This is a genomic window from Mycobacterium ulcerans subsp. shinshuense (assembly GCF_002355775.1).
GTDB lineage: Bacteria > Actinomycetota > Actinomycetes > Mycobacteriales > Mycobacteriaceae > Mycobacterium > Mycobacterium marinum.
The window spans coordinates 3,637,297-3,656,429 of record NZ_AP017624.1 but is presented as its reverse complement, the minus strand read 5'-3'; the positions used below and the strand labels follow the sequence as shown (position 1 = coordinate 3,656,429).

At 66.4% G+C, this 19,133-nt stretch carries 21 protein-coding genes and 1 pseudogene; 12 read left to right on the top strand and 10 right to left on the bottom strand.

Going from position 1 to position 19,133, the window contains the following annotated elements:
* Window positions 1–21: 21 nt before the first annotated feature.
* Window positions 22–207 carry a DUF7455 domain-containing protein gene (locus SHTP_RS16395; protein ID WP_011741138.1) on the bottom strand — a complete coding sequence of 62 codons (186 nt, stop codon included), beginning with the start codon at window positions 205–207 and terminating at the stop codon, window positions 22–24.
* Between the two features lie 126 nt (window positions 208–333).
* On the opposite strand from SHTP_RS16395, the gene SHTP_RS16390 reads away from it, so the two are divergent.
* Window positions 334–714 (top strand): DUF952 domain-containing protein, encoded by a 381-nt coding sequence (locus tag SHTP_RS16390; RefSeq protein WP_096371158.1) that lies wholly within the window; start codon window positions 334–336, stop codon window positions 712–714.
* Here SHTP_RS16390 and SHTP_RS16385 read toward each other — a convergent pair.
* From SHTP_RS16385 to ppgK, 4 genes are all read right to left on the bottom strand, one after another.
* Window positions 642–1,076 carry a RidA family protein gene (locus SHTP_RS16385; RefSeq protein ID WP_096372519.1) on the bottom strand — a complete coding sequence of 145 codons (435 nt, stop codon included), beginning with the start codon at window positions 1,074–1,076 and terminating at the stop codon, window positions 642–644. The genes SHTP_RS16390 and SHTP_RS16385 overlap by 73 nt on opposite strands.
* A gap of 58 nt (window positions 1,077–1,134) precedes the next feature.
* On the bottom strand, window positions 1,135–3,147 hold the full coding sequence (locus tag SHTP_RS16380; RefSeq protein WP_231991492.1) for a PE domain-containing protein: 2,013 nt from the start codon (window positions 3,145–3,147) through the stop codon (window positions 1,135–1,137).
* A 209-nt stretch (window positions 3,148–3,356) separates the two neighbouring features.
* Entirely contained in the window at window positions 3,357–4,862 is a 1,506-nt protein-coding gene (locus SHTP_RS16370; RefSeq protein WP_096372518.1) for an RNA polymerase sigma factor, read from the bottom strand.
* A gap of 178 nt (window positions 4,863–5,040) precedes the next feature.
* Window positions 5,041–5,835, bottom strand: a complete 795-nt coding sequence (ppgK, locus tag SHTP_RS16365) for a polyphosphate--glucose phosphotransferase (RefSeq protein ID WP_015355332.1) — start codon at window positions 5,833–5,835, stop codon at window positions 5,041–5,043.
* A 173-nt stretch (window positions 5,836–6,008) separates the two neighbouring features.
* Here ppgK and SHTP_RS16360 point away from each other — a divergent pair, with 173 nt between their 5' ends.
* On the top strand, window positions 6,009–6,878 hold the full coding sequence (locus SHTP_RS16360) for an inositol monophosphatase family protein (protein ID WP_096371157.1): 870 nt from the start codon (window positions 6,009–6,011) through the stop codon (window positions 6,876–6,878).
* Window positions 6,879–6,883: 5 nt separating this feature from the next.
* On the opposite strand, the gene cei is transcribed toward SHTP_RS16360, so the two are convergent.
* On the bottom strand, window positions 6,884–7,537 hold the full coding sequence (gene cei, locus SHTP_RS16355; protein ID WP_012393797.1) for an envelope integrity protein Cei: 654 nt from the start codon (window positions 7,535–7,537) through the stop codon (window positions 6,884–6,886).
* A gap of 183 nt (window positions 7,538–7,720) precedes the next feature.
* Here cei and SHTP_RS16350 point away from each other — a divergent pair, with 183 nt between their 5' ends.
* A complete protein-coding gene (locus tag SHTP_RS16350) occupies window positions 7,721–8,023 on the top strand; it encodes a DUF4193 domain-containing protein (RefSeq protein ID WP_011741131.1) in 303 nt (100 codons plus the stop codon).
* Window positions 8,024–8,027: 4 nt separating this feature from the next.
* Here the strand turns inward: SHTP_RS16350 and SHTP_RS16345 are convergent, their stop codons facing one another.
* Window positions 8,028–8,507, bottom strand: coding sequence for a DUF3093 domain-containing protein (locus SHTP_RS16345; protein ID WP_086085217.1), 480 nt, complete (start codon window positions 8,505–8,507; stop codon window positions 8,028–8,030).
* A 25-nt stretch (window positions 8,508–8,532) separates the two neighbouring features.
* Here SHTP_RS16345 and dut point away from each other — a divergent pair, with 25 nt between their 5' ends.
* The gene (dut, locus tag SHTP_RS16340; protein WP_012393798.1) at window positions 8,533–8,997 is read left to right on the top strand and encodes a dUTP diphosphatase; all 465 of its coding nucleotides are present in this window, start codon (window positions 8,533–8,535) and stop codon (window positions 8,995–8,997) included.
* A complete protein-coding gene (locus tag SHTP_RS16335; protein WP_420866670.1) occupies window positions 8,997–9,749 on the top strand; it encodes a DUF3710 domain-containing protein in 753 nt (250 codons plus the stop codon). The genes dut and SHTP_RS16335 overlap by 1 nt, the downstream gene beginning before the upstream one ends.
* A gap of 13 nt (window positions 9,750–9,762) precedes the next feature.
* Here SHTP_RS16335 and SHTP_RS16330 read toward each other — a convergent pair whose 3' ends face one another.
* A complete protein-coding gene (locus tag SHTP_RS16330; protein ID WP_096372517.1) occupies window positions 9,763–10,461 on the bottom strand; it encodes an alpha/beta fold hydrolase in 699 nt (232 codons plus the stop codon).
* 167 nt (window positions 10,462–10,628) lie between these two features.
* On the opposite strand from SHTP_RS16330, the gene SHTP_RS16325 reads away from it, so the two are divergent.
* Both SHTP_RS16325 and SHTP_RS16320 read left to right on the top strand, forming a co-directional pair.
* On the top strand, window positions 10,629–10,997 hold the full coding sequence (locus tag SHTP_RS16325) for an OB-fold nucleic acid binding domain-containing protein (protein ID WP_011741126.1): 369 nt from the start codon (window positions 10,629–10,631) through the stop codon (window positions 10,995–10,997).
* Window positions 10,998–11,024: 27 nt separating this feature from the next.
* Window positions 11,025–11,696, top strand: a complete 672-nt coding sequence (locus SHTP_RS16320; protein ID WP_012393802.1) for a DUF3159 domain-containing protein — start codon at window positions 11,025–11,027, stop codon at window positions 11,694–11,696.
* A gap of 218 nt (window positions 11,697–11,914) precedes the next feature.
* Here SHTP_RS16320 and SHTP_RS16315 read toward each other — a convergent pair whose 3' ends face one another.
* Both SHTP_RS16315 and SHTP_RS16310 read right to left on the bottom strand, forming a co-directional pair.
* The gene (locus SHTP_RS16315; protein WP_096371155.1) at window positions 11,915–12,577 is read right to left on the bottom strand and encodes a potassium channel family protein; all 663 of its coding nucleotides are present in this window, start codon (window positions 12,575–12,577) and stop codon (window positions 11,915–11,917) included.
* 52 nt (window positions 12,578–12,629) lie between these two features.
* Complete coding sequence (locus SHTP_RS16310; protein WP_011741123.1) at window positions 12,630–13,313, bottom strand: potassium channel family protein; 684 nt, start codon at window positions 13,311–13,313, stop codon at window positions 12,630–12,632.
* A 132-nt stretch (window positions 13,314–13,445) separates the two neighbouring features.
* On the opposite strand from SHTP_RS16310, the gene SHTP_RS16305 reads away from it, so the two are divergent.
* The 5 genes and pseudogenes from SHTP_RS16305 to SHTP_RS16285 all read left to right on the top strand — a co-directional run bounded on the left by SHTP_RS16305 (window position 13,446) and on the right by SHTP_RS16285 (window position 19,129).
* Window positions 13,446–15,443, top strand: a complete 1,998-nt coding sequence (locus SHTP_RS16305) for an APC family permease (protein WP_096371154.1) — start codon at window positions 13,446–13,448, stop codon at window positions 15,441–15,443.
* Window positions 15,440–16,645 carry a class I SAM-dependent RNA methyltransferase gene (locus SHTP_RS16300; RefSeq protein ID WP_020724821.1) on the top strand — a complete coding sequence of 402 codons (1,206 nt, stop codon included), beginning with the start codon at window positions 15,440–15,442 and terminating at the stop codon, window positions 16,643–16,645. Before SHTP_RS16305 ends, SHTP_RS16300 begins: the two co-directional genes overlap by 4 nt.
* Window positions 16,646–16,761: 116 nt before the next feature.
* Window positions 16,762–17,661 (top strand): annotated as a pseudogene (locus tag SHTP_RS16295) (ABC transporter ATP-binding protein).
* Entirely contained in the window at window positions 17,658–18,368 is a 711-nt protein-coding gene (locus SHTP_RS16290; RefSeq protein ID WP_096371153.1) for a fluoroquinolone export ABC transporter permease subunit, read from the top strand. Before SHTP_RS16295 ends, SHTP_RS16290 begins: the two are co-directional and overlap by 4 nt.
* Window positions 18,365–19,129, top strand: coding sequence for an Rv2686c family ABC transporter permease subunit (locus SHTP_RS16285; protein ID WP_020724824.1), 765 nt, complete (start codon window positions 18,365–18,367; stop codon window positions 19,127–19,129). The genes SHTP_RS16290 and SHTP_RS16285 overlap by 4 nt, the downstream gene beginning before the upstream one ends.
* The last annotated feature ends 4 nt before the right edge of the window (window positions 19,130–19,133 follow it).

Sequence of the window (19,133 nt, the reverse complement as noted above, 5' to 3'; positions counted from 1 at the left end):
CTCCGGGCAGGCTCGGTGCATCTAGTCGCCGCTGACCTCCAGCACTGCGGCTAGCTCGAGCAGCTTGGCCTCATGCTCGTTGGCGTGATGCTGGCAGAAGAGAAGTACGGCTCCAGAAGGCAGCTTCGCACGCACCCGCGCTGCTGCACTGCAGCGGTCGCAGCGGTCTGCTCTAGTCAATTCGGGACTGGTCAGAGTTGCGTTCATGGCTTCTCCGTTCCTGGCGTAAGTTCACTCTGTCAGACGTATGGGGATTTCGCCTTGTTCCCCGACCGCTGTGAGGTGTGTCGTTTCTCACGTGTTTTTGACCTGCGGGTCGGGCAAGCTGACTGTATGTCTGCGACGGTCGGTTCACTGGTGCACATGTGCGGTGCCGAGGAGTGGTTGCACGCTCGTCACCATGGGTGCATAACGCCACAACCTGGTGCCGAGTTCATCCACCTGTCGACGCCCGAACAGGTGCACCTTCCGTCGAATCGACTGTTCCACGGCCGTCCAGACTTGGTTCTGCTCCACATCGACCCTGCTGCGCTGCAGTCACCGGTGCGGTGGGAACCAGGCGTTCCAACGGATCCGGCCTCGATGCTATTCCCGCATTTGTATGGGCCGCTGCCGGTGCAGGCGGTGGTCGGGGTGACCGCCTACCGGCCAGGGCCCGACGGCACCTTCGGGTCGGTCTCGGGGCTTGGCTGCCCGCCTGGCGACTGCACGTAGGCGTCGGCTTCGATCTCGACCAGCAAGTCGGGCGCGATGAGTGCGGAGACCTCTCCCATGGTGGCTACCGGACGGATGTGGCCGAAGACCTGCGCATGCACGTCGCCGACTTCGCGCCACCGTGAAATGTCGGTCACGTAGATCCGGGTGCGGATCACATCGGCGAGGCTGGCCCCGGCATCGGTGAGTGCGACCTCGATGCGCCGCAGGGCGTCTCGGGTTTGCGCGGCGATGTCACCGGCCGGGCCATTGCCGGTCGTTTCGGCCACCGCGACATGGGGGCCGATGCGAACTGCGCGCGAGTAACCGACGGCCGACTCGAAATCCGATTCCGACGAAATGATGGTGCGGCTGGTTGACATGCGCGTCACAGTAGGACCTCAGTGGCCCTGAGTGCAGCTCAATTTCTTGAGCCGCAGTTCAAGCCGATGCAGCGGGAGGGCAGGCCGAGATGTGTTGGCAGGCCGCGGTCGGGCTCAGGAGTTGCTGGCGTACTGCTCGAAGATCTCGGAGAACTCGAAGGGCGTCTGTTCCACTCCGCTGCCGTTGTTGTTCGATACCCCGATATCGCCGGTCTGGTCGCGAGGAAGCTGCCACATCGACAGTTGGCCGATGTTGTTGTCCTGCGCGAACGAGGTCAACGTTTGGGCGTCGGTGAGGGTGAAGATTTCGCTGGTGTCGTCGTTGACGCCGATCATGGGCGTCAACGACGAGCATGGCCCACGCCTGATCGCTGCTGAGCGAGGGATACAGCGTCATCAGCTGACCATGAGTGGCGGTCGCGGCGTCGATTGCCGCGGTGCCCATCTGGGTGGTGCCGTCGTAGTAGTCCATCGCCATGATGTTCACTGTCGACACGTTCACGCCACTGCTGATCGCGGCATTGATCGGCGCCATGCCCTCAGCGGTCAGACCCGAGGGCGCCGCCGGAACGGTGTAGGAGACCGTTACCGGGGTCCCGTTGGCCGTGCCCCACGCCTGGGAGAGCGCGATCGCCTGGGCCTGCAACGTCAGTGCCGAGCTGTTGGTCAGAATGGCGCCTTCGTCGTCGAAGTCGATGTTGTAGATCCCATAGGTGCTCATCACCTCTTGATACTGCGCGGCCAACTGGGTGGCGGTGAGAGAGTTGTTCGCGGCGTACACAGCGAGCGGGGTGCCGGCCTGGCCACCGAAGGAGATGGTCCCGTTGATGCCGGCGTTGGTCATGTTGGTGATCTGGTTCTCGATGTAGGAGATTTGGGAGCCGCCGGTGACGTCGTAGGCGGTATACCCACCCCAAGCAGCTTGGCCATTTGTGGTGTCAGCGGTGATGAACGCGAGCGTGACGTCTGTGATGCCCGCGTTGGCGGCGTCAGAGAAGTTGTATCCGGATCCATCCGGGTAGGGCCACAGCGTGATGTCGACGTAGGGCTTGTACACCCCGGTAGAGCCCGTCCCGGTGATGCCGTCACTGCCGTTGCTGCCGTTAAGGCCATTGTGACCGCCGGTGCCGCCCAGCAGCGCGTGGTTGACGCCGCCGGTACCGCCCACGCCACCCTGGCCACCGAGCCCGCCGCCCGCGCCGCCGGCACCGCCGTTGCCGCCGTTTCCGCCAGTGCCGCCGGTACCGCCCAACAGCGCCTGGTTGGCCCCGCCGGCCCCGCCGGCACCGGCATCACCTCCAGCAGCGCCGATGCCGCCGAACCCGCCGCTGCCGCCGGTGCCGCCGGCGCCACCGGTCCCGTCTAGTGAAAGAAGCTGACGGTTGGCCCCGCCGATGCCACCGGCACCGCCGGTACCACCGGCGATGTCGCCGCCTGGGGCGCCAGCGCCACCGGCGCCACCGGCGCCACCGTTACCGCCTCCGATCAGCCCATTGGCTCCGCCGGCGCCACCGTTACCGCCAGGCCCGCCGGCGATAGTGGCGTCCCCGCCGTCGCCCCCGCGGCCCCACAGCCCCGCCGACCCACCGGCCCCACCGGCGCCGCCGGGCGCACCCGAGCCGCCATTGCCTCCATTGCCCCACAGCCATCCGCCGTCACCGCCGTTTTGCCCGGTGCCCGGGGATCCGTTGGCTCCATCGCCGATCAGCGGGCGCCCCGTCAGCGCCTGGCTAGGGGCGTTGATCACCGCCAGCAAGCTCTGTTCGAGGTTCTGCAGCGGCGAGGTGCTGGCCGCTTCGGCTGCCGCGTAGGCGCCACTGGCGCCGCTCAGTGTCTCCACAAACTGGTCATGAAAGGCCGAGGCCTGCGCACTGAGCGTCTGAAATTGCTGGGCATGGCCGCTGAAGAACCCTGCGATCGCCGCCGAGACCTCGTCCTGTGCCGCGGCTAACACCTGCGTTGTCGAGGGCGCAGCCGTCAAATTCGCCGACCGAATGGCGATGCCGATCCCGGCCAGGTCCGACGAAACCGTGGTCAGAGCCTCGGGCGTGGCGAACACATAGGACGGCATGGGCGACCTCCCGGGGAGCGTCAGTACTGCCAAAGAACACGATGTGTACGCCGAACACTATGCCCTGGTGCACCGGATGTCAGCAATCGCTGGCGGGTCGCAGCTATTCGACACCTCAGGTAGATGGCGACGCCAACGGTCCCCACAACGCGCGGCGGGCGCGCCGGAGCTGCAAGAGAACCGCTGATCCGGTGCGCTTACGCGGGATGTCAGTCCAGGTAGTCGCGCAGCACCTGCGAGCGGCTGGGGTGGCGCAGCTTGGACATCGTCTTCGACTCGATCTGGCGGATGCGTTCCCGGGTGACGCCGTAGACCTGGCCGATCTCGTCGAGCGTGCGCGGTTGGCCGTCGGTGAGACCGAAGCGCAGACGTACGACGCCGGCCTCGCGCTCGGAGAGCGTGTCCAGCACCGACTGCAGCTGGTCTTGCAGCAGGGTGAACGACACGGCATCCACCGCGACGACCGCTTCGCTGTCTTCGATGAAGTCACCGAGCTGGCTGTCGCCTTCGTCACCGATGGTCTGGTCCAGCGAGATCGGTTCCCGGGCGTACTGCTGGATCTCCAGCACCTTCTCCGGGGTGATGTCCATTTCTTTGGCCAGCTCCTCCGGCGTGGGCTCGCGGCCCAGGTCCTGAAGCAGCTCGCGCTGGATGCGGCCCAGCTTGTTGATCACCTCGACCATGTGCACCGGGATCCGGATGGTGCGGGCCTGGTCGGCCATGGCACGGGTGATGGCCTGGCGGATCCACCACGTCGCGTAGGTGGAGAACTTGTAGCCCTTGGTGTAGTCGAACTTTTCGACCGCACGGATCAGGCCCAGGTTGCCTTCCTGGATGAGGTCCAGAAACGCCATCCCGCGGCCCGTGTAGCGCTTGGCCAGCGAGACCACCAGACGCAGGTTGGCTTCCAGCAGGTGGTTTTTCGCACGATCACCGTCGCGGCAGATCCACATCATGTCGCGGCGCTGGGCTGCGGGCAGTTTCTCGCCGCGGTCTGTCAACTCAGCCATCAGCTGTGTCGCGTAGAGACCGGCCTCGATGCGCTTGGCGAGCTCAACCTCTTCCTCGGCGTTGAGCAGCGCCACCTTGCCGATCTGCTTGAGGTAGGCGCGGACCGAGTCGGCGGATGCCGTCAGTTCGGCGTCCTTGCGCGCCTGGCGCAATGCCTCCGACTCGTCCTCGTCCCAGACGAAGTCCCCCGAAGCCTTGTCTTTCTCGCTGGGCTCGGCGATCTCTTCTTCATCGCTAGGGGTTCCCGGCGCCGCGGCCGCGGGTGCCTTGGCCCCATCGCCGTCCTCGGCGTCGTCGCCCTCGTCCGAGTCGTCGTCGCCCTCGGCCTCGTCGGAGGCCGCTTCGTCCGCGTCTTCGAGGTCATCCAAGTCGAGGTCGAGATCGTCGGAGGAGTCGACGTCGATGTCCGGATCGGCATCAAGATCGTCAGCGGTGTCCAGATTGGCGTCTGGGTCCGTTGCGCCTTCGCCCGGCGCCTTGGTTCCGCGGGCGGCCTTGGTGCCTCTGGCCGACGGACGCGTCTTCTTCGGGGCGTCGCCGGTAGTGGCGTCGTCGGCTTGACCTGGTGTTTTTGCGGCCCGCTTGGCGGGGGCCGCGCCGTTTGCGGTCTTCGTCGGTCGCTTGGCCCCAGCCTTGGCCGGGGACTTGGTGGCGGTGCGTTTCACCGGCTCACCGGCCTCCGGGCTTGCCTTGGTCGCTGCCACATACACCCCTTCGGTGGTACTCACTTCCGGCGGCGGCTGGGCGTGCTTAACCGAAAGTGTCTGTTATGTCGAATGTCGGCGTTGATATCAGCGTGAATACTCGCGCGCTATCGGTTGGGCTGTCGCCGACGACCATTGTAACTTCACTGCGCGCGTGCACCGCCCGAGCGGGCAGAATTCAGTGCGTCACATCGGTGCTGGAGGCCATTGCTGCGCCGACAATCCCGGCGGTGTTCTGCAGGGTCGCCGCCACCACCGGCGTGCGGTTCTCCAGCAGGTGCACCCACTTGTCGGCCTTGCGGCTGATGCCACCGCCGACGATGAAAAGGTCAGGCCAGATCGCGTTTTCGATGGCCACCAGGACCCGCGTCACCTGCTTGGTCCACTTCTCGTAGCTCCAGTCGTTTTTCTCCTTGACCGACGACGCGGCCCGTTGCTCGGCCTCCTTGCCGCCGACCTCGAGATGGCCAAATTCTGTGTTGGGTATGAGCGTGCCGTCGTTGATGACCGCCGACCCGATACCGGTTCCGAAGGTGAGGAGCACCACCAGGCCGGGCTGGTTGTTCCCGGCGCCGTACCGTTCCTCGGCGAGCCCGGCCGCATCGGCGTCGTTGAGGATCGTCACGTCCTGGCCGTTCAATTCGGCGCTGATGACCTCGCGCGCGTTGGTACCGATCCACGACTTGTCCACGTTGGCCGCCGTCTGAACGATGCCGTGGGTGACCACGCCCGGGTAGGTCACCCCGAGCGGGCCGGTCCAGCCGAATCGATCGACCACCTCGGCGATGGTCTTGGCAACCGCTGACGGAGTTGCGGGCTGCGGGGTCGCCAGCTTGATGCGCTCGCCGATTAGCTGGCCCGTGTCCAGGTCGACGATCGCGCCTTTGATGCCGCTGCCGCCGACGTCAATCCCGAATCCGCGATGCGGCTGTGCGGCACCGGCGGTTTGGGCCATTGGGTCGGTGCTGGTCATCGGATCTCCTCGGCGAGACGTGGCGAGACGTTTTGTGTCCGGATCACCTTAGCCCGGCGACAAACCAGGCTTGGCCTGGTGAGGAGCGGGCTGTTTGGGGTGAGCCCGGCGACAAACCAGGCTTGGCGTGGTGAGGAGCGGGCCGCGTGGGGCGACTGTGATGCGATAGAGCGGTGACACGACCTGACAACGACCCTGCGCGGCTGCGTGTGGTGGCTGAGACCCTGGCCGCCGAGGCGGCCGAATTCGTGCGCAGCCGGCGCGCCGAGCTGTTTGGCGCCCATCCGGCCGCGGCTGACGAGTCGGACGCGGTGCGGGCCAAGAGCACGCCGACCGACCCGGTGACCGTCGTCGACATCGATGCGGAACGGTTGCTGCGCAGTCGACTGGCGCAACTTCGGCCCGGGGACCCGATTGTGGGGGAGGAGGGTGGCGGTCCCGCGGATTCGGCGCCGGCGCCCGACGATGCCGTTACCTGGGTGCTGGATCCCATCGACGGCACCGTGAACTTCGTCTACGGCATCCCGGCCTATGCGGTGTCGATCGGCGCCCAGGTGGGTGGCGTGTCGGTGGCCGGGGCGGTCGCCGACGTGGTGGGCCGCAGCGTGTATTCGGCGGCGCTTGGCCAGGGCGCCCACGTCACCGACGAGCAGGGAACCCGCGAGCTGCGCTGCACCGCGGTGGAGGATTTGTCGATGGCGTTGCTGGGCACCGGGTTTGGCTACTCGGCGGGACGCCGGGCCACCCAGGCCGCCCTGCTGGCCCGGATGCTGCCAATGGTCCGCGACGTGCGCCGGATCGGTTCGGCGGCGCTGGACCTGTGCATGGTCGCGGCCGGCCGTCTCGACGCCTACTACGAGCACGGGCTGCAGTTGTGGGATCGCGCCGCGGGAGCGCTGATCGCCGCCGAGGCCGGAGCGCGGGTGGTGTTGCCCGCCTCGGATGTCGTTGGCGCCGGTTTGGTCGTCGCCGCCGCGCCTGGGGTCGCCGATGAGCTGTTGGGGGTCCTGAAGCGACTCAATGCGCTCGAATCCCTGGACTGAGTCGGCTAACAGCTACTGGCGTGGATCTTTGCTATCAGGGTTGGGTCCGGCGGTTGGGTGGCGCCCGGGCGCAGGCTGCTCAGCACCGCGTCAATGTCGTCGTTGTGCGCCAGGGTGGTGAAGTCGGTGCCCAGGACGAGGTCGACGGAGTCGTCGGCCCGGCCGTCGTTGAACAATTCGGTGCACGGTGCGACCAGCCATACCGCCGCCGCGGTCGCTTGTCCGGCGGTGCCGAATCGGATCTGGCCTTGGCAGTCCAGACGGGTGTCGGCATAGACGGGGTCGTTTGCTGCGGTCGGCTGGGTGAATCCGAGGTCTTTTAGCGCCCCAGCGACGTCGGCGGCTTGACCGCCCCGGCCGCTGGCATTGAGCACCCGGACTTTGGTCTCGCCCAGTTGTGCGGGTGTGACGTCGGTCATTTCGGTGCGCGACACCCGCTCACCGAGTTTGACCGTTGCCGTCGCGTCGGCCGGTTGGGGCGGCGGGTTGCACACCGCGGCCTCGGTGATGTCCGGTGGGCGGGTCAGCGCGACTGTCCACACCACACCGGTCAAGACCACCAGCAGAATCACGACGATGATGGCGGGCCGGGGGTTGCGTCGCCGGAATGGCCGACCGTGTTTGTCGAAGGCGGTACCCTCGGTGATTTGTGCGACCACACGTGCACTCTAGTCCGCACGCTGTCCGCACCGTTTAGGCCTGATTACAAGGGCCGATTCAGAGATGTGACGTAAATCACAGTCGAATCAAGCAAGATACGGGCGCGAATCGTTTGGTGGATGCGTTCGACGCTGGTACAAAGCGTTGCTTGAAGTGATGAGGGCATGCGAGGGGACGGAACAATGCCTACCGACTATGACGCTCCACGGCGGACAGAGTCTGACGACGTGTCAGAGGATTCGCTGGAGGAGCTGAAGGCTCGACGGAACGAGGCCGCCTCGTCGGTGGTCGACGTGGATGAATCGGAATCCGCTGAATCATTCGAGCTGCCAGGGGCTGACTTATCCGGCGAAGAGCTGTCGGTGCGTGTCATTCCGAAGCAGGCTGACGAGTTCACCTGCTCGAGCTGCTTCCTGGTGCAACACCGCAGCCGCCTGGCCAGCGAGAAGAATGGCTTGATGATCTGTACCGACTGCGCCGCCTGATCGGTCAGCTGCGCAATGCAGATAGGACCCGCTCGGGGTGGCGACAGCTCACCAGCCAGTACGGCGTCGGGTCGTCTGGGTCGTCCAGAACGAGCAGAACCATGGGCCCTACCCACGCTCGGTGCAGGACATACGCTGCTGGGTCGAGTTGACGGCCCAAAGCCGCGGACTTCGCCGTGCGTGGAACTTCGGCGGAGCGGGCGATGACGGTGACAGGCAGATGCGCCTCGCCGGCCCATAGCTCGACTTCGCCATCCGCGCCGGCGATGACTCGGATCTCGACTCGGCCTAGCCACAGCAATGCGGCGGCCGCCACAGTGAACAAAATCGCGTACGGGAGCCAGTCCGCGAGAGCGGCTATACCCAGATTGACCTCGAACGCGATGAGTCCTGCCAGTGCGAAGCCCAACGGCCACCACCACCAGGGGGCCCAAAGTCGTTCGCGATATCGCACGCTGTGCGGCGCGACGCGCGTTTCGGACATCCGGTCAAGAGTAGTCTGTGGCCCCGTGTCGAACAGTCTCGCCGTTGTGCGTCTTGACCCCGGGCTTCCGCTGCCCAGCCGCGCTCACGATGGCGACGCGGGGGTAGACCTCTACAGCGCCGAAGACGTGGTGCTGCCCCCGGGGCAGCGGGCCCTGGTGCGCACGGGTGTCGCGGTCGCGATTCCCTTCGGCATGGTGGGTCTGGTCCATCCCCGCTCGGGGCTGGCCTCCCGCGTCGGGCTCTCGATCGTCAACAGCCCGGGCACCATCGACGCGGGGTACCGGGGCGAGCTCAAGGTCGCGCTGATCAATCTCGACCCGGCCACGCCAATCGTGGTTAACCGCGGTGACCGTATCGCTCAGCTGTTGGTGCAGCGGGTCGAGTTGCTAGAGCTGGTCGAGGTTTCGTCCTTCGACGAGGCCGGGCTGGCCGCGACATCCCGTGGTGATGGTGGTCATGGTTCCTCCGGCGGACATGCGAGTTTGTGATGGCATTCGGTAGACGCACCCGTAAAGGCGACAGCAGCGGCAGCCCCGTGGAACCCGATGGGCCCGCAGCGCGCGAGGTCGGCGAACCGGCTGCAGATGACGTGGACCTGGTAGGCCCGTTCGACATCGAAGACTTCGACGACCCGTCGGTTGCCCAGCTGGCCCGACTCGATCTGGGATCGGTCTTGGTTCCCATGCCGGAAGGCGGCCAGGTCCAGGTCGAACTGACCGAGAGCGGAGTTCCCAGCGCCGTGTGGGTTGTCACGGCCAACGGTCGCTTCACCATCGCTGCCTATGCGGCGCCCAAGTCCGCCGGCCTGTGGCGTGAGGTCGCATCGGAGCTCGCCGACTCGCTGCGCAAGGATTCGGCCGAGGTATCGATCAAGGATGGCCCGTGGGGTCGGGAAGTGATCGGCACCGCCTCCGGGGTGGTGCGCTTCATCGGCGTCGACGGCTATCGGTGGATGGTCCGGTGTGTGGTCAACGGTCCGCACGAGACCATCGACACGCTGACCGATGAGGCCCGCGAGGCGCTGGCCGACACGGTGATTCGCCGCGGCGACACGCCGTTGCCGGTGCGCACCCCGCTGCCGGTGCAGTTGCCTGAGCCGATGGTGGAGCAACTGCGGCAGGCTGCGGCGGCCCAGCACGAGCTGGGACAGCAGGGACAGCAGGAGCCCGACCAGCCGGTACCGCGGCGCGGGGCCGAAGGATCTGCCATGCAGCAGCTGCGCAGCACCACCGGCGGCTAGGCGTACCCAGCGCTCAAATATCGGCCAGAGCGGCCAGGCAGGCGGCGCCCAGCGCCGAAGTGTCGGCCCCCATCTGCTCCAGCGTCACCGTCCGCAAGGCGGCGTGTGCCGCTGCGGACACCCAGTCGAGACCGACCTGCAGTGGATGGATCGGGTCATCGGTCGCGGCGGCCACCCCCAGCGGCACGGTAAGGCGGCCCAATTCGGTGCTGCTTGGCGCCACGTAGTCGGCCGCCTGTTCCATCGCATCGGGAAGCTGCGGCCATTGCACCCGCCAGGACCGAGCCAGCTCGTCGGCCAACCAGGGTGGGCTGGATGCCCGCATATGCGTTGTTGTGGTGGCCAGGCCGTCGCGACGCAATTGCGCTGCCGTGTAGCGCGCCGCGTGGGCGGCCGGCGCCGGCCCAGGTTCCCCGGTCCATGCGGGCAGCGCGGCCAGCACGGCAACGCACCGGTCGGGATGGGCCAGCGACCACGCGACGGCCACCGCGGCACCGATCGACACGCCGCCCACGGCGATCGGACCGGCCTGGGCGGCCTCATCCAGTGCGGCCAGATAGCCATCGATTAGGTGTTCTGGGTGCGGCGGCGGTGTCACCAAGATGGCTTCCACGCTTTGCAGCGGGCCGGAAAAGGCCCGGTAGACGTAGTCGTCGTCGGAGCCGGTTCCGGGCAGTAATGCGACGGGTACACCGCGCAGATCGACTGGCACCCCACGATAGTGCCCGGTCATTTCAGGTACTCCAACGTCGGTAGGGCGATCCGTGTGGCGGACGGGAACTAACAGGTCTACGGTGACCGTTGGCATTGTGGAATGCTGCTAGCTAGTGCCACTAGCTAGCACAGCTTCCAAACGACGTTGGAGTGTCAGGAGAGGCCATGGGGGCCGAAGGTTATCTGCGCCGGCTCACCCGTCGGTTGACGGAGGACCCGGAGCAGCGCGACGTCGAAGAATTGTCCGACGAAGTCGTCAATACCGGAGCGCAGCGGGCTATCGACTGCCAACGCGGCCAGGAAGTCACGATGGTAGGCACGCTGCGCAGTGTGGAAACCAACGGCAAGGGTTGTTCCGGCGGTGTTCGGGCCGAATTGTTCGACGGGAGCGACACCGTGACGTTGGTGTGGTTGGGTCAACGCCGGATCCCCGGCATCGACTCGGGCCGCACACTGCGGGTGCGGGGACGGCTTGGCAAGCTCGAGAACGGGAGCAAGGCCATCTACAACCCGCATTACGAAATCCAGCGGTGATCATCGCTTTGGTGGCGGAGGCGGCCGGTGAGCGCTAACCGGGTCAGCGCCGAGAGCTTGCTAGCACAGGCCGGCGGGGTGAGCGGGCTGGTCTACTCGTCGGTTCCGGTAGTGATCTTCGTCGCAGTATCCAGTATCGGCGGACTCTTGCCCGCCATCGGATCCGCGCTTGCCGCGGCCGGGTTGGTGCTGCTGCTGCGCCTGATCCGGCGCGAGTCCACCCAACCTGCGGTCTCCGGGTTCTTCGGGGTCGCCGGGTGCGCGCTGGTCGCCTACCTGGTGGGGCAGTCCAAGGGCTACTTCTTGCTCGGCATCTGGATGTCGCTGCTGTGGGCGGTCGTGTTCGCCCTGTCGATCGTTGTTCGTCGGCCCGTGGTCGGTTTTCTGTGGAGCTGGACCAGCGGGCGTGACCAGGGCTGGCGTGAGGTGCCCCGCGCCGTCTACGCGTTTGACGTCGCAACGCTGGGTTGGACGCTGGTGTTCGCGGCCCGGTTCATCGTCCAGCGGCTTCTCTACGATGCCGACAAAACGGGCTGGCTAGGGGTTGCGCGGATCGGGATGGGCTGGCCGCTGACCGCGGTGGCGGCGCTGGCGACCTATGCGGCGATCAAGGCGGCCCGGCGGGCCATGCCGGCCGCTGACGAGCCCGAGGCCGCAGAAGTCGCTGCCGTCGACACCGAGGCCTGCCGGGAGCTCTAGACCCGGTTCGGACGCATTTAGGGCGCTGAGAGCCCCTGTACCGCGTTGAGCGTGCTCGGCGGGCTCCCCATGGGCCGTGAGGCGCCGGCGGGGCGTTCAGTGTCCTTGGAGGGCTTTGAGTGCGCGCTGAGGGCGGCGTTGCCCCCGTTGCATCGCCACCGGCGCACAGTGCGCGCCGTAATCGCACATTGGCTCGCGCAACGACAGCGCGCGGGTGGCTAGCTCGACGGCAGCAACAGCTGGCTCAGCTCTTCCTCTGCCTCGGTGACCGCGACGAAGAGCAACTCGTCGCCACCTTCAAGGGGTTCATCGGCTTGCGGGACGATGACGCGGGGTCCGCGCAGGATCGTGACCAGCACCGCATCCCGCGGTAGTTGCAGTTTGCGCACCGGTTTACCGCCCCAGGGCGTGTCGTCGGGCAGGGTGATTTCCACCAGGTTGGCCTGACCCTTGCGGAATTCCATCAGCCGCACCAGGTCGCCGACGGCGACAGCCTCTTCGATCAGTGAGGCCAACATGCGGGGCGTCGACACCGCCACGTCCACGCCCCAGGCATCGGTGAAAAGCCACTCGTTGCGGGGATCGTTGACCCGGGCCACCACCCGCGGCACCGCGAACTCCGTCTTGGCCAGCAGGCTGAGCACCACGTTGGCCTTGTCATCGCCGGTGGCGGCGACCACGACATCGAAATCTTCGAGATGAACCGACTCCAGCAGGCTCAGTTCGCAGGCATCGCCCAGCAGCCAATGCGCGGCCGGAATGGCGTCGTCGTCGACGTGTTCGCTGTTGCGTTCGATCAGGGTCACGTCGTGGGCGTTTGCGATCAGTTCGCGGGCGACTGAGCGGCCGACCGCGCCGGCGCCGGCGACAACGACTTTCATTTGCCCCACCTCTCAACCCCGGCTGCGCCGATGTGTGCGTCGCGAGCGCGGCTCATTTGGCGGTCCCCGACTCGAAATCCTCGCTCGGCGGCAGCGCCGCGATGGCGACGGCCTCGGCCGCCCGCCCGGAGATGGCGGCGACATAGACCTGGTCACCGGCCTGTAGCACCGTTTTCGGTTCGGGCAGCACGCCGGTGCCGAAACGGAGTAGGAACGCGACCCGGGCACCGGTGGCCTGCTGCAGGTCGGAGACGCGGCAGCCGACCCAGTCTTCGTGCAGCACTACTTCACAGACCGCGACGGTGCCGGTGGGATCGCGCCACTTGGCGGTCTCGGTCTCTCGGAGCAGGGCGTTGAGCAGGCGGTCGGTTGTCCACGGCACCGTGGCGATGGTGGGAATGCCGAGGCGTTCGTAGACCTCGGCGCGCTTGGCGTCATAGATCCGCGCGACGACGCGTTTGACGCCGAAGGTCTCCCGGGCCAAACGCGCCGAGATGATGTTGGAGTTGTCTCCGGAGGACACCGCGGCGAAGGCGTCGGCGCCCTCGATTCCCGCGCTGAGCAGCACATCTCGGTCGAATCCCTGGCCCAGAACACGCTCGCCGGCGAATTCGGCACTGAGCCGGTTGAAGGCAGTGCCGTCGCGGTCGATCACCGACACGTCGTGGCCGATTCGCGACAGTGCATCGGCCACCGAAGAGCCGACTCGGCCGCAGCCCATCACTACCACTCGCACTTGACGTCCTCTCGGCCGTATCCCTCGCGTCGAACGCAATCGGTAACCACACTGGCCAGCCGATTCCCCTATGGAAAATTCTCGCCTAGGGAACGCTACCGTCAACGCCGATGGGGCTTACCCTTGGCTCTCGTGTCCAAACTTTCCACGGCCGCGCGCCGGCTGCTAATCGGCCGGCCGTTTCGCAGCGATCGGCTTAGCCACACGCTATTGCCAAAACGGATCGCGTTGCCGGTGTTTGCCTCCGACGCGATGTCCTCGGTGGCATACGCCCCGGAGGAGATCTTTCTGATGCTGTCGGTGGCGGGCCTGGCGGCCTACTCGATGGCGCCGTGGATCGCGCTGGCGGTGGCAGCGGTGTTGCTCGTCGTGGTCTCCAGTTACCGCCAGAACGTGCACGCCTACCCATCCGGCGGCGGGGACTACGAGGTCGTCAGCACCAACCTCGGGCCCACCGCCGGCCTGGTGGTGGCCAGCGCCTTGATGGTGGATTACGTTCTCACCGTTGCGGTCTCGATAGCTTCGGCGATGTCGAACATCGGCTCGGCGATCCCATTCGTCTATGACCACAAGGTGTTCTTCGCGGTGGCCGCCATCCTGTTGGTGACGGCGTTGAATCTGCGCGGCGTCCGCGAATCAGGGCTGGCATTCGCCATCCCGACTTATGCATTCATCATCGGGATCAGCGCCATGCTGGGCTGGGGCTTGTTCCGGATCTACGTGCTGGGCAATCAGGTACGCGCCGAATCCGCTGGATTTGTGATGCACGCCGAGCACGGCAAGGTGGTTGGCATCGCGCTGGTTTTTTTGGTGGCCCGCTCGTTCTCCTCCGGCTGTGCGGCGCTCACCGGTGTGGAGGCGATCAGCAACGGGGTACCGGCCTTCCAGAAGCCGAAGTCGCGCAACGCCGCGACCACGCTGCTCATGCTGGGCGCCATCGCGGTGGCCCTGCTGATGGGTGTGGTCGCGCTGGCCGTGCAGACCGGGGCCCAAGTCGTCGACGACCCGGATACCCAGTTGACCGGTGCTCCGGGCGGGTACCAGCAAAAGACGCTGGTCGCCCAGCTGGCGCAGGCCGTATTCGGCAGCTTTCACCTCGGCTTCCTGATGATCGCTGCGGTGACTGCGCTCATCTTGGTGCTGGCCGCCAACACCGCCTTCAACGGCTTCCCGGTCCTGGGCTCGGTGCTGGCTCAGCACAGTTACCTGCCCCGCCAACTACACACCCGCGGGGATCGCCTGGCGTTTTCCAACGGCATCATCTTCTTGTCCGCGGCGGCCGTCGGGGCGGTCGTCGCGTTCCGGGCTGAGCTGACGGCGCTGATCCAGCTCTACATCGTCGGCGTGTTCATTTCGTTCACGTTGAGCCAGATCGGAATGGTCCGGCACTGGACTCGCTTGCTGCGCACCGAAACCGATGTCGCGGCCCGGCGCAAGATGGTGCGCTCCCGGGTGGTCAACTCGGTCGGCCTGGTGTCCACCGGGGCTGTCCTGTTGATCGTCCTGGTCACCAAATTCCTTGCCGGCGCGTGGATCGCCATTGTGGCAATGGGTTCGGTCTTCATTCTGATGAAGATGATCCGAAGGCACTACGACACGGTCAATCGGGAACTGGAGGAGCAAGCCGCCGCCCATGACAACGAGGTGGTGTTGCCCAGCCGCAACCACGCCTTGGTGCTGGTCTCGAAGTTGCACCTGCCCACGCTGCGGGCCCTGGCCTACGCGCGGGCGACCCGTCCGGATGTGCTCGAGGCGATCACCGTCAGTGTCGATGATGTCGAGACCCGCGAGCTGGTGCGGCAGTGGGAGGACAGCGACGTCAGCGTGCCGCTGAAGGTCATTGCTTCGCCCTATCGCGAGATCACCCGTCCGGTATTGGATTACGTCAAACGGGTCAGCAAGGAATCGCCACGCACCGTGGTGACGGTGTTCATCCCGGAGTACGTGGTGGGCCGGTGGTGGGAGCAGCTGTTGCACAACCAAAGTGCCTTCCGGCTCAAGACGCGGCTGCTGTTCATGCCCGGGGTGATGGTCACCTCGGTGCCATGGCAGCTGACGTCGTCGGAGCGGATCAACACGTTGGAGCCGCATGCGGCTCCCGGCGACATGCGGCGGGGCATTTTCGATTGAACCCGAATCAGGCACTTGAACTGAACCTGGTCACCGGTGCGGCCGCCAACGGCGGTAGCTGCGTGGCCCGCCACGAGGGGCGAGTGGTCTTCGTCCGCCATGCGCTACCGGGGGAGCGGGTGCTCGCCAGAGTCACCGCGCAACGTGGTTCCTATTGGAACGCAGAGGTTATCGAGGTCATCGACCCGTCGCCGGACCGGATCGGGTCGTTGTGCCCCATCGCCGGGGTGGATGGTGCCGGGTGTTGTGATCTGGCGTTCGCGGCCCCGGACGCGGCCCGGGCGATCAAGTCGAGCGTGGTTGGCGAACAGCTGCAACGCCTTGGCGGCTTCAGCTGGTCCGGCGCGGCTGAGCCGCTCTCGGATGCCGGCCCGACGGGGTGGCGTACCCGGGTTCGGCTCGAGGTGGGAGCGGACCATTGCGTGGGTTTCCACCGCTACCACAGCAACGAACTGGTCACCGATCTGAGCTGTGGGCAGCTGCCCGACGGAATGCTGGACGGGCTGGCGCAGCGGTCGGCCAAGGCCGGTTGGCCGGCCGGGGCGCAACTGCATGTGGCGCTCGGTGACGACGGGGCACGCCACGTGGTGCTCACGGTGCGCCGGGGCCGGCGAACCGACGCCAAGGTGGTCGAGGGCGACCCGCGTGTGCTGCAGCGGGTGGGTGAGCGCAGCTGGCGCATTCCGGCGACGGCGTTCTGGCAGTCACACCGCGACGCAGCGAAGGTGTACAGCGGCCTGGTCGCGGACTGGGCCCAACCCGGTGCCGGCATGACCGCCTGGGATCTCTACGGGGGAGCGGGTGTTTTCGCGGCGGTGCTCGGTGACGCGGTGGGGGAGTCGGGACGGGTCTTGAGCGTGGACACCGCGCGCGCGGCCTCGGCCGCGGCCCGCGTCGCCCTGGCTGATCTGCCCCAGGTCGAGGTGGTCACCGATTCGGTGCGACGGGTGCTGGCGGCTCAGGACGGTGGCGCCGATATTGCGGTGCTGGACCCGCCCCGATCGGGCGCCGGGCGTGAGGTCATTGATCTGCTGGCCGATGCCGGAGTGCGCCGTGTGGTTCACATTGGTTGTGAAGCAGCGTCTTTCGCTCGCGACCTCGGCCTGTATCGGGGCCACGGGTACGGCGTCGACGCCATCAAGGTGTTCGATGCCTTCCCGTTGACCCATCACGTGGAGTGCGTTGCCCTGCTAACCCGCTAGCCCGTTGGGCGTCGGGGCCGAATGCGCGCGCGCCGAGGCCCGAAGCGCCGCGAACTTGATTATGCTGGCGAGGGCGCTCCGGGAAGTCTGGTCGGAACTGGACGAAAGGAGCGCGCATGCGCGACCCCGAGCCGGCCGTGTCCGGCGCCGTGGGCGAGGTGATCCGGGTCCGTGGACTCACCTTCGCGTATCCGAAAGCGTCGACACCCGCGGTGCGCGGCATGGATTTCAGTGTCGGCCGAGGTGAAATCTTCGGCTTTCTCGGTCCCAGCGGTGCGGGCAAGTCGACGACGCAACGAATTCTTATCGGGCTACTGCGTGGCCACGGCGGTGAAGTGGCGGTGTAGGGCAAAGACCCGGCGAGCTGGGGCTCCGAATACTACGAGCGCATTGGCGTGTCGTTCGAGTTGCCCAATCACTATCAGAAACTCACCGGGCTGGAGAACCTGCAGTTCTTCGCCTCGCTCTACAGCACGCCGACGCTGGATCCGATGCAGCTACTCGAGGCGGTCGGATTGGCCGACCACGCAGATACCCGGGCGGGCAAGTACTCCAAAGGCATGCAGATGCGCCTGACGTTCGCCAGGGCGCTACTCAACGACCCCGAGTTGCTCTTCCTGGACGAACCGACTTCGGGGATGGATCCGGTGAACGCCCGCAGCGTGAAGAACATGATCATGGATCTGAAGGCACGCGGGCGCACGGTGTTTCTCACCACACACGACATGGCGACGGCGGACGAGCTGTGTGACCGGGTGGCCTTTGTCGTCGACGGGAGCATCGTCGCGTCTGACCGGCCCGCCGAGCTGAAGATCGCCCGCAGCCAGCGCCTGGTCACGGTCGAATATCGCGGCAACGGCGGTGGTTTGAGCGCCGCGGAGTTTTCGCTGGACACGCTGGCCGACGACCCGGCATTTCACGCGGTGCTGCGCGAACATCAGGTCGAGACGATCCACAGCAGGGAAGCCAGCCTCGAGGACGTATTCGTCGAAGTCACCGGCCGGCGGTTGTCGTGAGCCGCTTGAGCACGGCGCTGCGGCTGGAGCTGACGCTGCAAAACCGTCAGCGGTTCCTGCATGCCGCGGTGTTTTCGGGCTTGATCTGGCTGGCGGTGCTGCTGCCGATGCCGGCCGACTTGCGTTCGGTTGCCGAACCTTACGTGCTCTCCGGTGACATCACCATCATCGGGTTCTTCTTTGCCGCCGGCACGGTCTTCTTCGAAAAGCAGGAGCGCACGCTGAGCGCGGTGATCGCCACCCCGCTGCGGTTCGGGGAATATCTGGCGGCCAAACTGGCCGTCCTGCTGATGGTTTCGGTCGGGGTGGCGGTGGTGGTGGCCACCATCGCGCATGGGTTTTCCTACTCGGCCGCGCCGATGATCGTCGCGGTGGCGCTGGGGACGTTGTTGATGCTGCTGGTGGGGTTCATCAGCTCGTTGCCATTCGCCTCGATCAGCGACTGGTTCCTGGTGGCGACGATCCCGCTGGCGGTAATGAATCTGCCGGTGCTGTGCTACTCCGGGGTGTGGCCGCACCCGGTGCTGTATGCCATTCCCACCCAGGGGCCGCTGTTGCTGCTCGGCGCGGCCTTCGGTCAGCTGACCCTGGCGCCCTGGCAAATCGGATACGCGCTGTTGTATCCGTCGGTGTGTGTCGGGGTGCTGTATCGAGTGGCTGAGGCAAGCTTCGCCCGTTACGTCGTCGCAGCGGCGGGTAGCTGGTGAGCGCCCCGGCCGGCGCGTCGATACGCGCACTGATCGCGTTTGGGCGCAACGACATCCGCGGTACCTATCGTGAGCCGCTGTTGGTCATGATCGTGGTCGCACCCGTCATCTGGACCAGCGCAGTCGCGCTGCTGACGCCGCGGGTGACCACGATGCTGGCCGATCGCAACGGGTTCGACCTGAGGCCCTACTATCCGCTGATCTTGACCGCATTCCTGCTGCTGACCAGCATCATCATCGTCGGTGGTTTGGCGGCGTTTCTCGTTCTCGACGAGGTGGACGCCGGCACGCTGGCCGCGCTGCGGGTCACCCCGGTGCCGCTGTCGACCTTCTTTGTCTATCGTGCCGCCACCGTCATGGTGGTCACCACCATCTATGTGGTGGCAACGTTGTCGCTCAGCGGCATACTCGAGCTGCGGCTGTTGCCCTCGCTGATTCCGATCGGCCTGCTCGCTGGACTGTCGGCGGTGGTGACCCTGCTGTTGATTCTGGCCGTGGCCAACAACAAGATTCAGGGGCTGGCCGCCGTCCGCGCGCTGGGGATGCTGATCGCGGGATTGCCCTGCCTACCCTGGTTCATCCACTCCAACTGGAACTTCGTGTTCGCGGTGTTGCCCCCGTACTGGCCGGCCAAAGCGTTCTGGCTGGCCAGCGATCACGCCACCTGGTGGCCGTACCTGGTGGCGGGAAGCGCCTACAACCTGGCGCTGGCCTGGGCGCTGTTCCGCCGTTTCCACGCCAAACACGTGGCCTCGGTCTAGCCGA

What these genes read in the sequence shown, in the direction of transcription:
- SHTP_RS16385 (WP_096372519.1), bottom strand. Translation starts at nt 1,076, where the DNA reads ATGTCAACCAGCCGCACCATCATTTCGTCGGAATCGGATTTCGAGTCG.
- SHTP_RS16345 (WP_086085217.1), bottom strand. Translation starts at nt 8,507, where the DNA reads ATGTCCGAAACGCGCGTCGCGCCGCACAGCGTGCGATATCGCGAACGA.
- SHTP_RS16315 (WP_096371155.1), bottom strand. Translation starts at nt 12,577, where the DNA reads ATGAAAGTCGTTGTCGCCGGCGCCGGCGCGGTCGGCCGCTCAGTCGCC.
- SHTP_RS16390 (WP_096371158.1), top strand. Translation starts at nt 334, where the DNA reads ATGTCTGCGACGGTCGGTTCACTGGTGCACATGTGCGGTGCCGAGGAG.
- SHTP_RS16325 (WP_011741126.1), top strand. Translation starts at nt 10,629, where the DNA reads ATGGGGGCCGAAGGTTATCTGCGCCGGCTCACCCGTCGGTTGACGGAG.
- ppgK (WP_015355332.1), bottom strand. Translation starts at nt 5,835, where the DNA reads ATGACCAGCACCGACCCAATGGCCCAAACCGCCGGTGCCGCACAGCCG.
- SHTP_RS16350 (WP_011741131.1), top strand. Translation starts at nt 7,721, where the DNA reads ATGCCTACCGACTATGACGCTCCACGGCGGACAGAGTCTGACGACGTG.
- SHTP_RS16395 (WP_011741138.1), bottom strand. Translation starts at nt 207, where the DNA reads ATGAACGCAACTCTGACCAGTCCCGAATTGACTAGAGCAGACCGCTGC.
- SHTP_RS16335 (WP_420866670.1), top strand. Translation starts at nt 8,997, where the DNA reads ATGGCATTCGGTAGACGCACCCGTAAAGGCGACAGCAGCGGCAGCCCC.
- SHTP_RS16380 (WP_231991492.1), bottom strand. Translation starts at nt 3,147, where the DNA reads ATGCCGTCCTATGTGTTCGCCACGCCCGAGGCTCTGACCACGGTTTCG.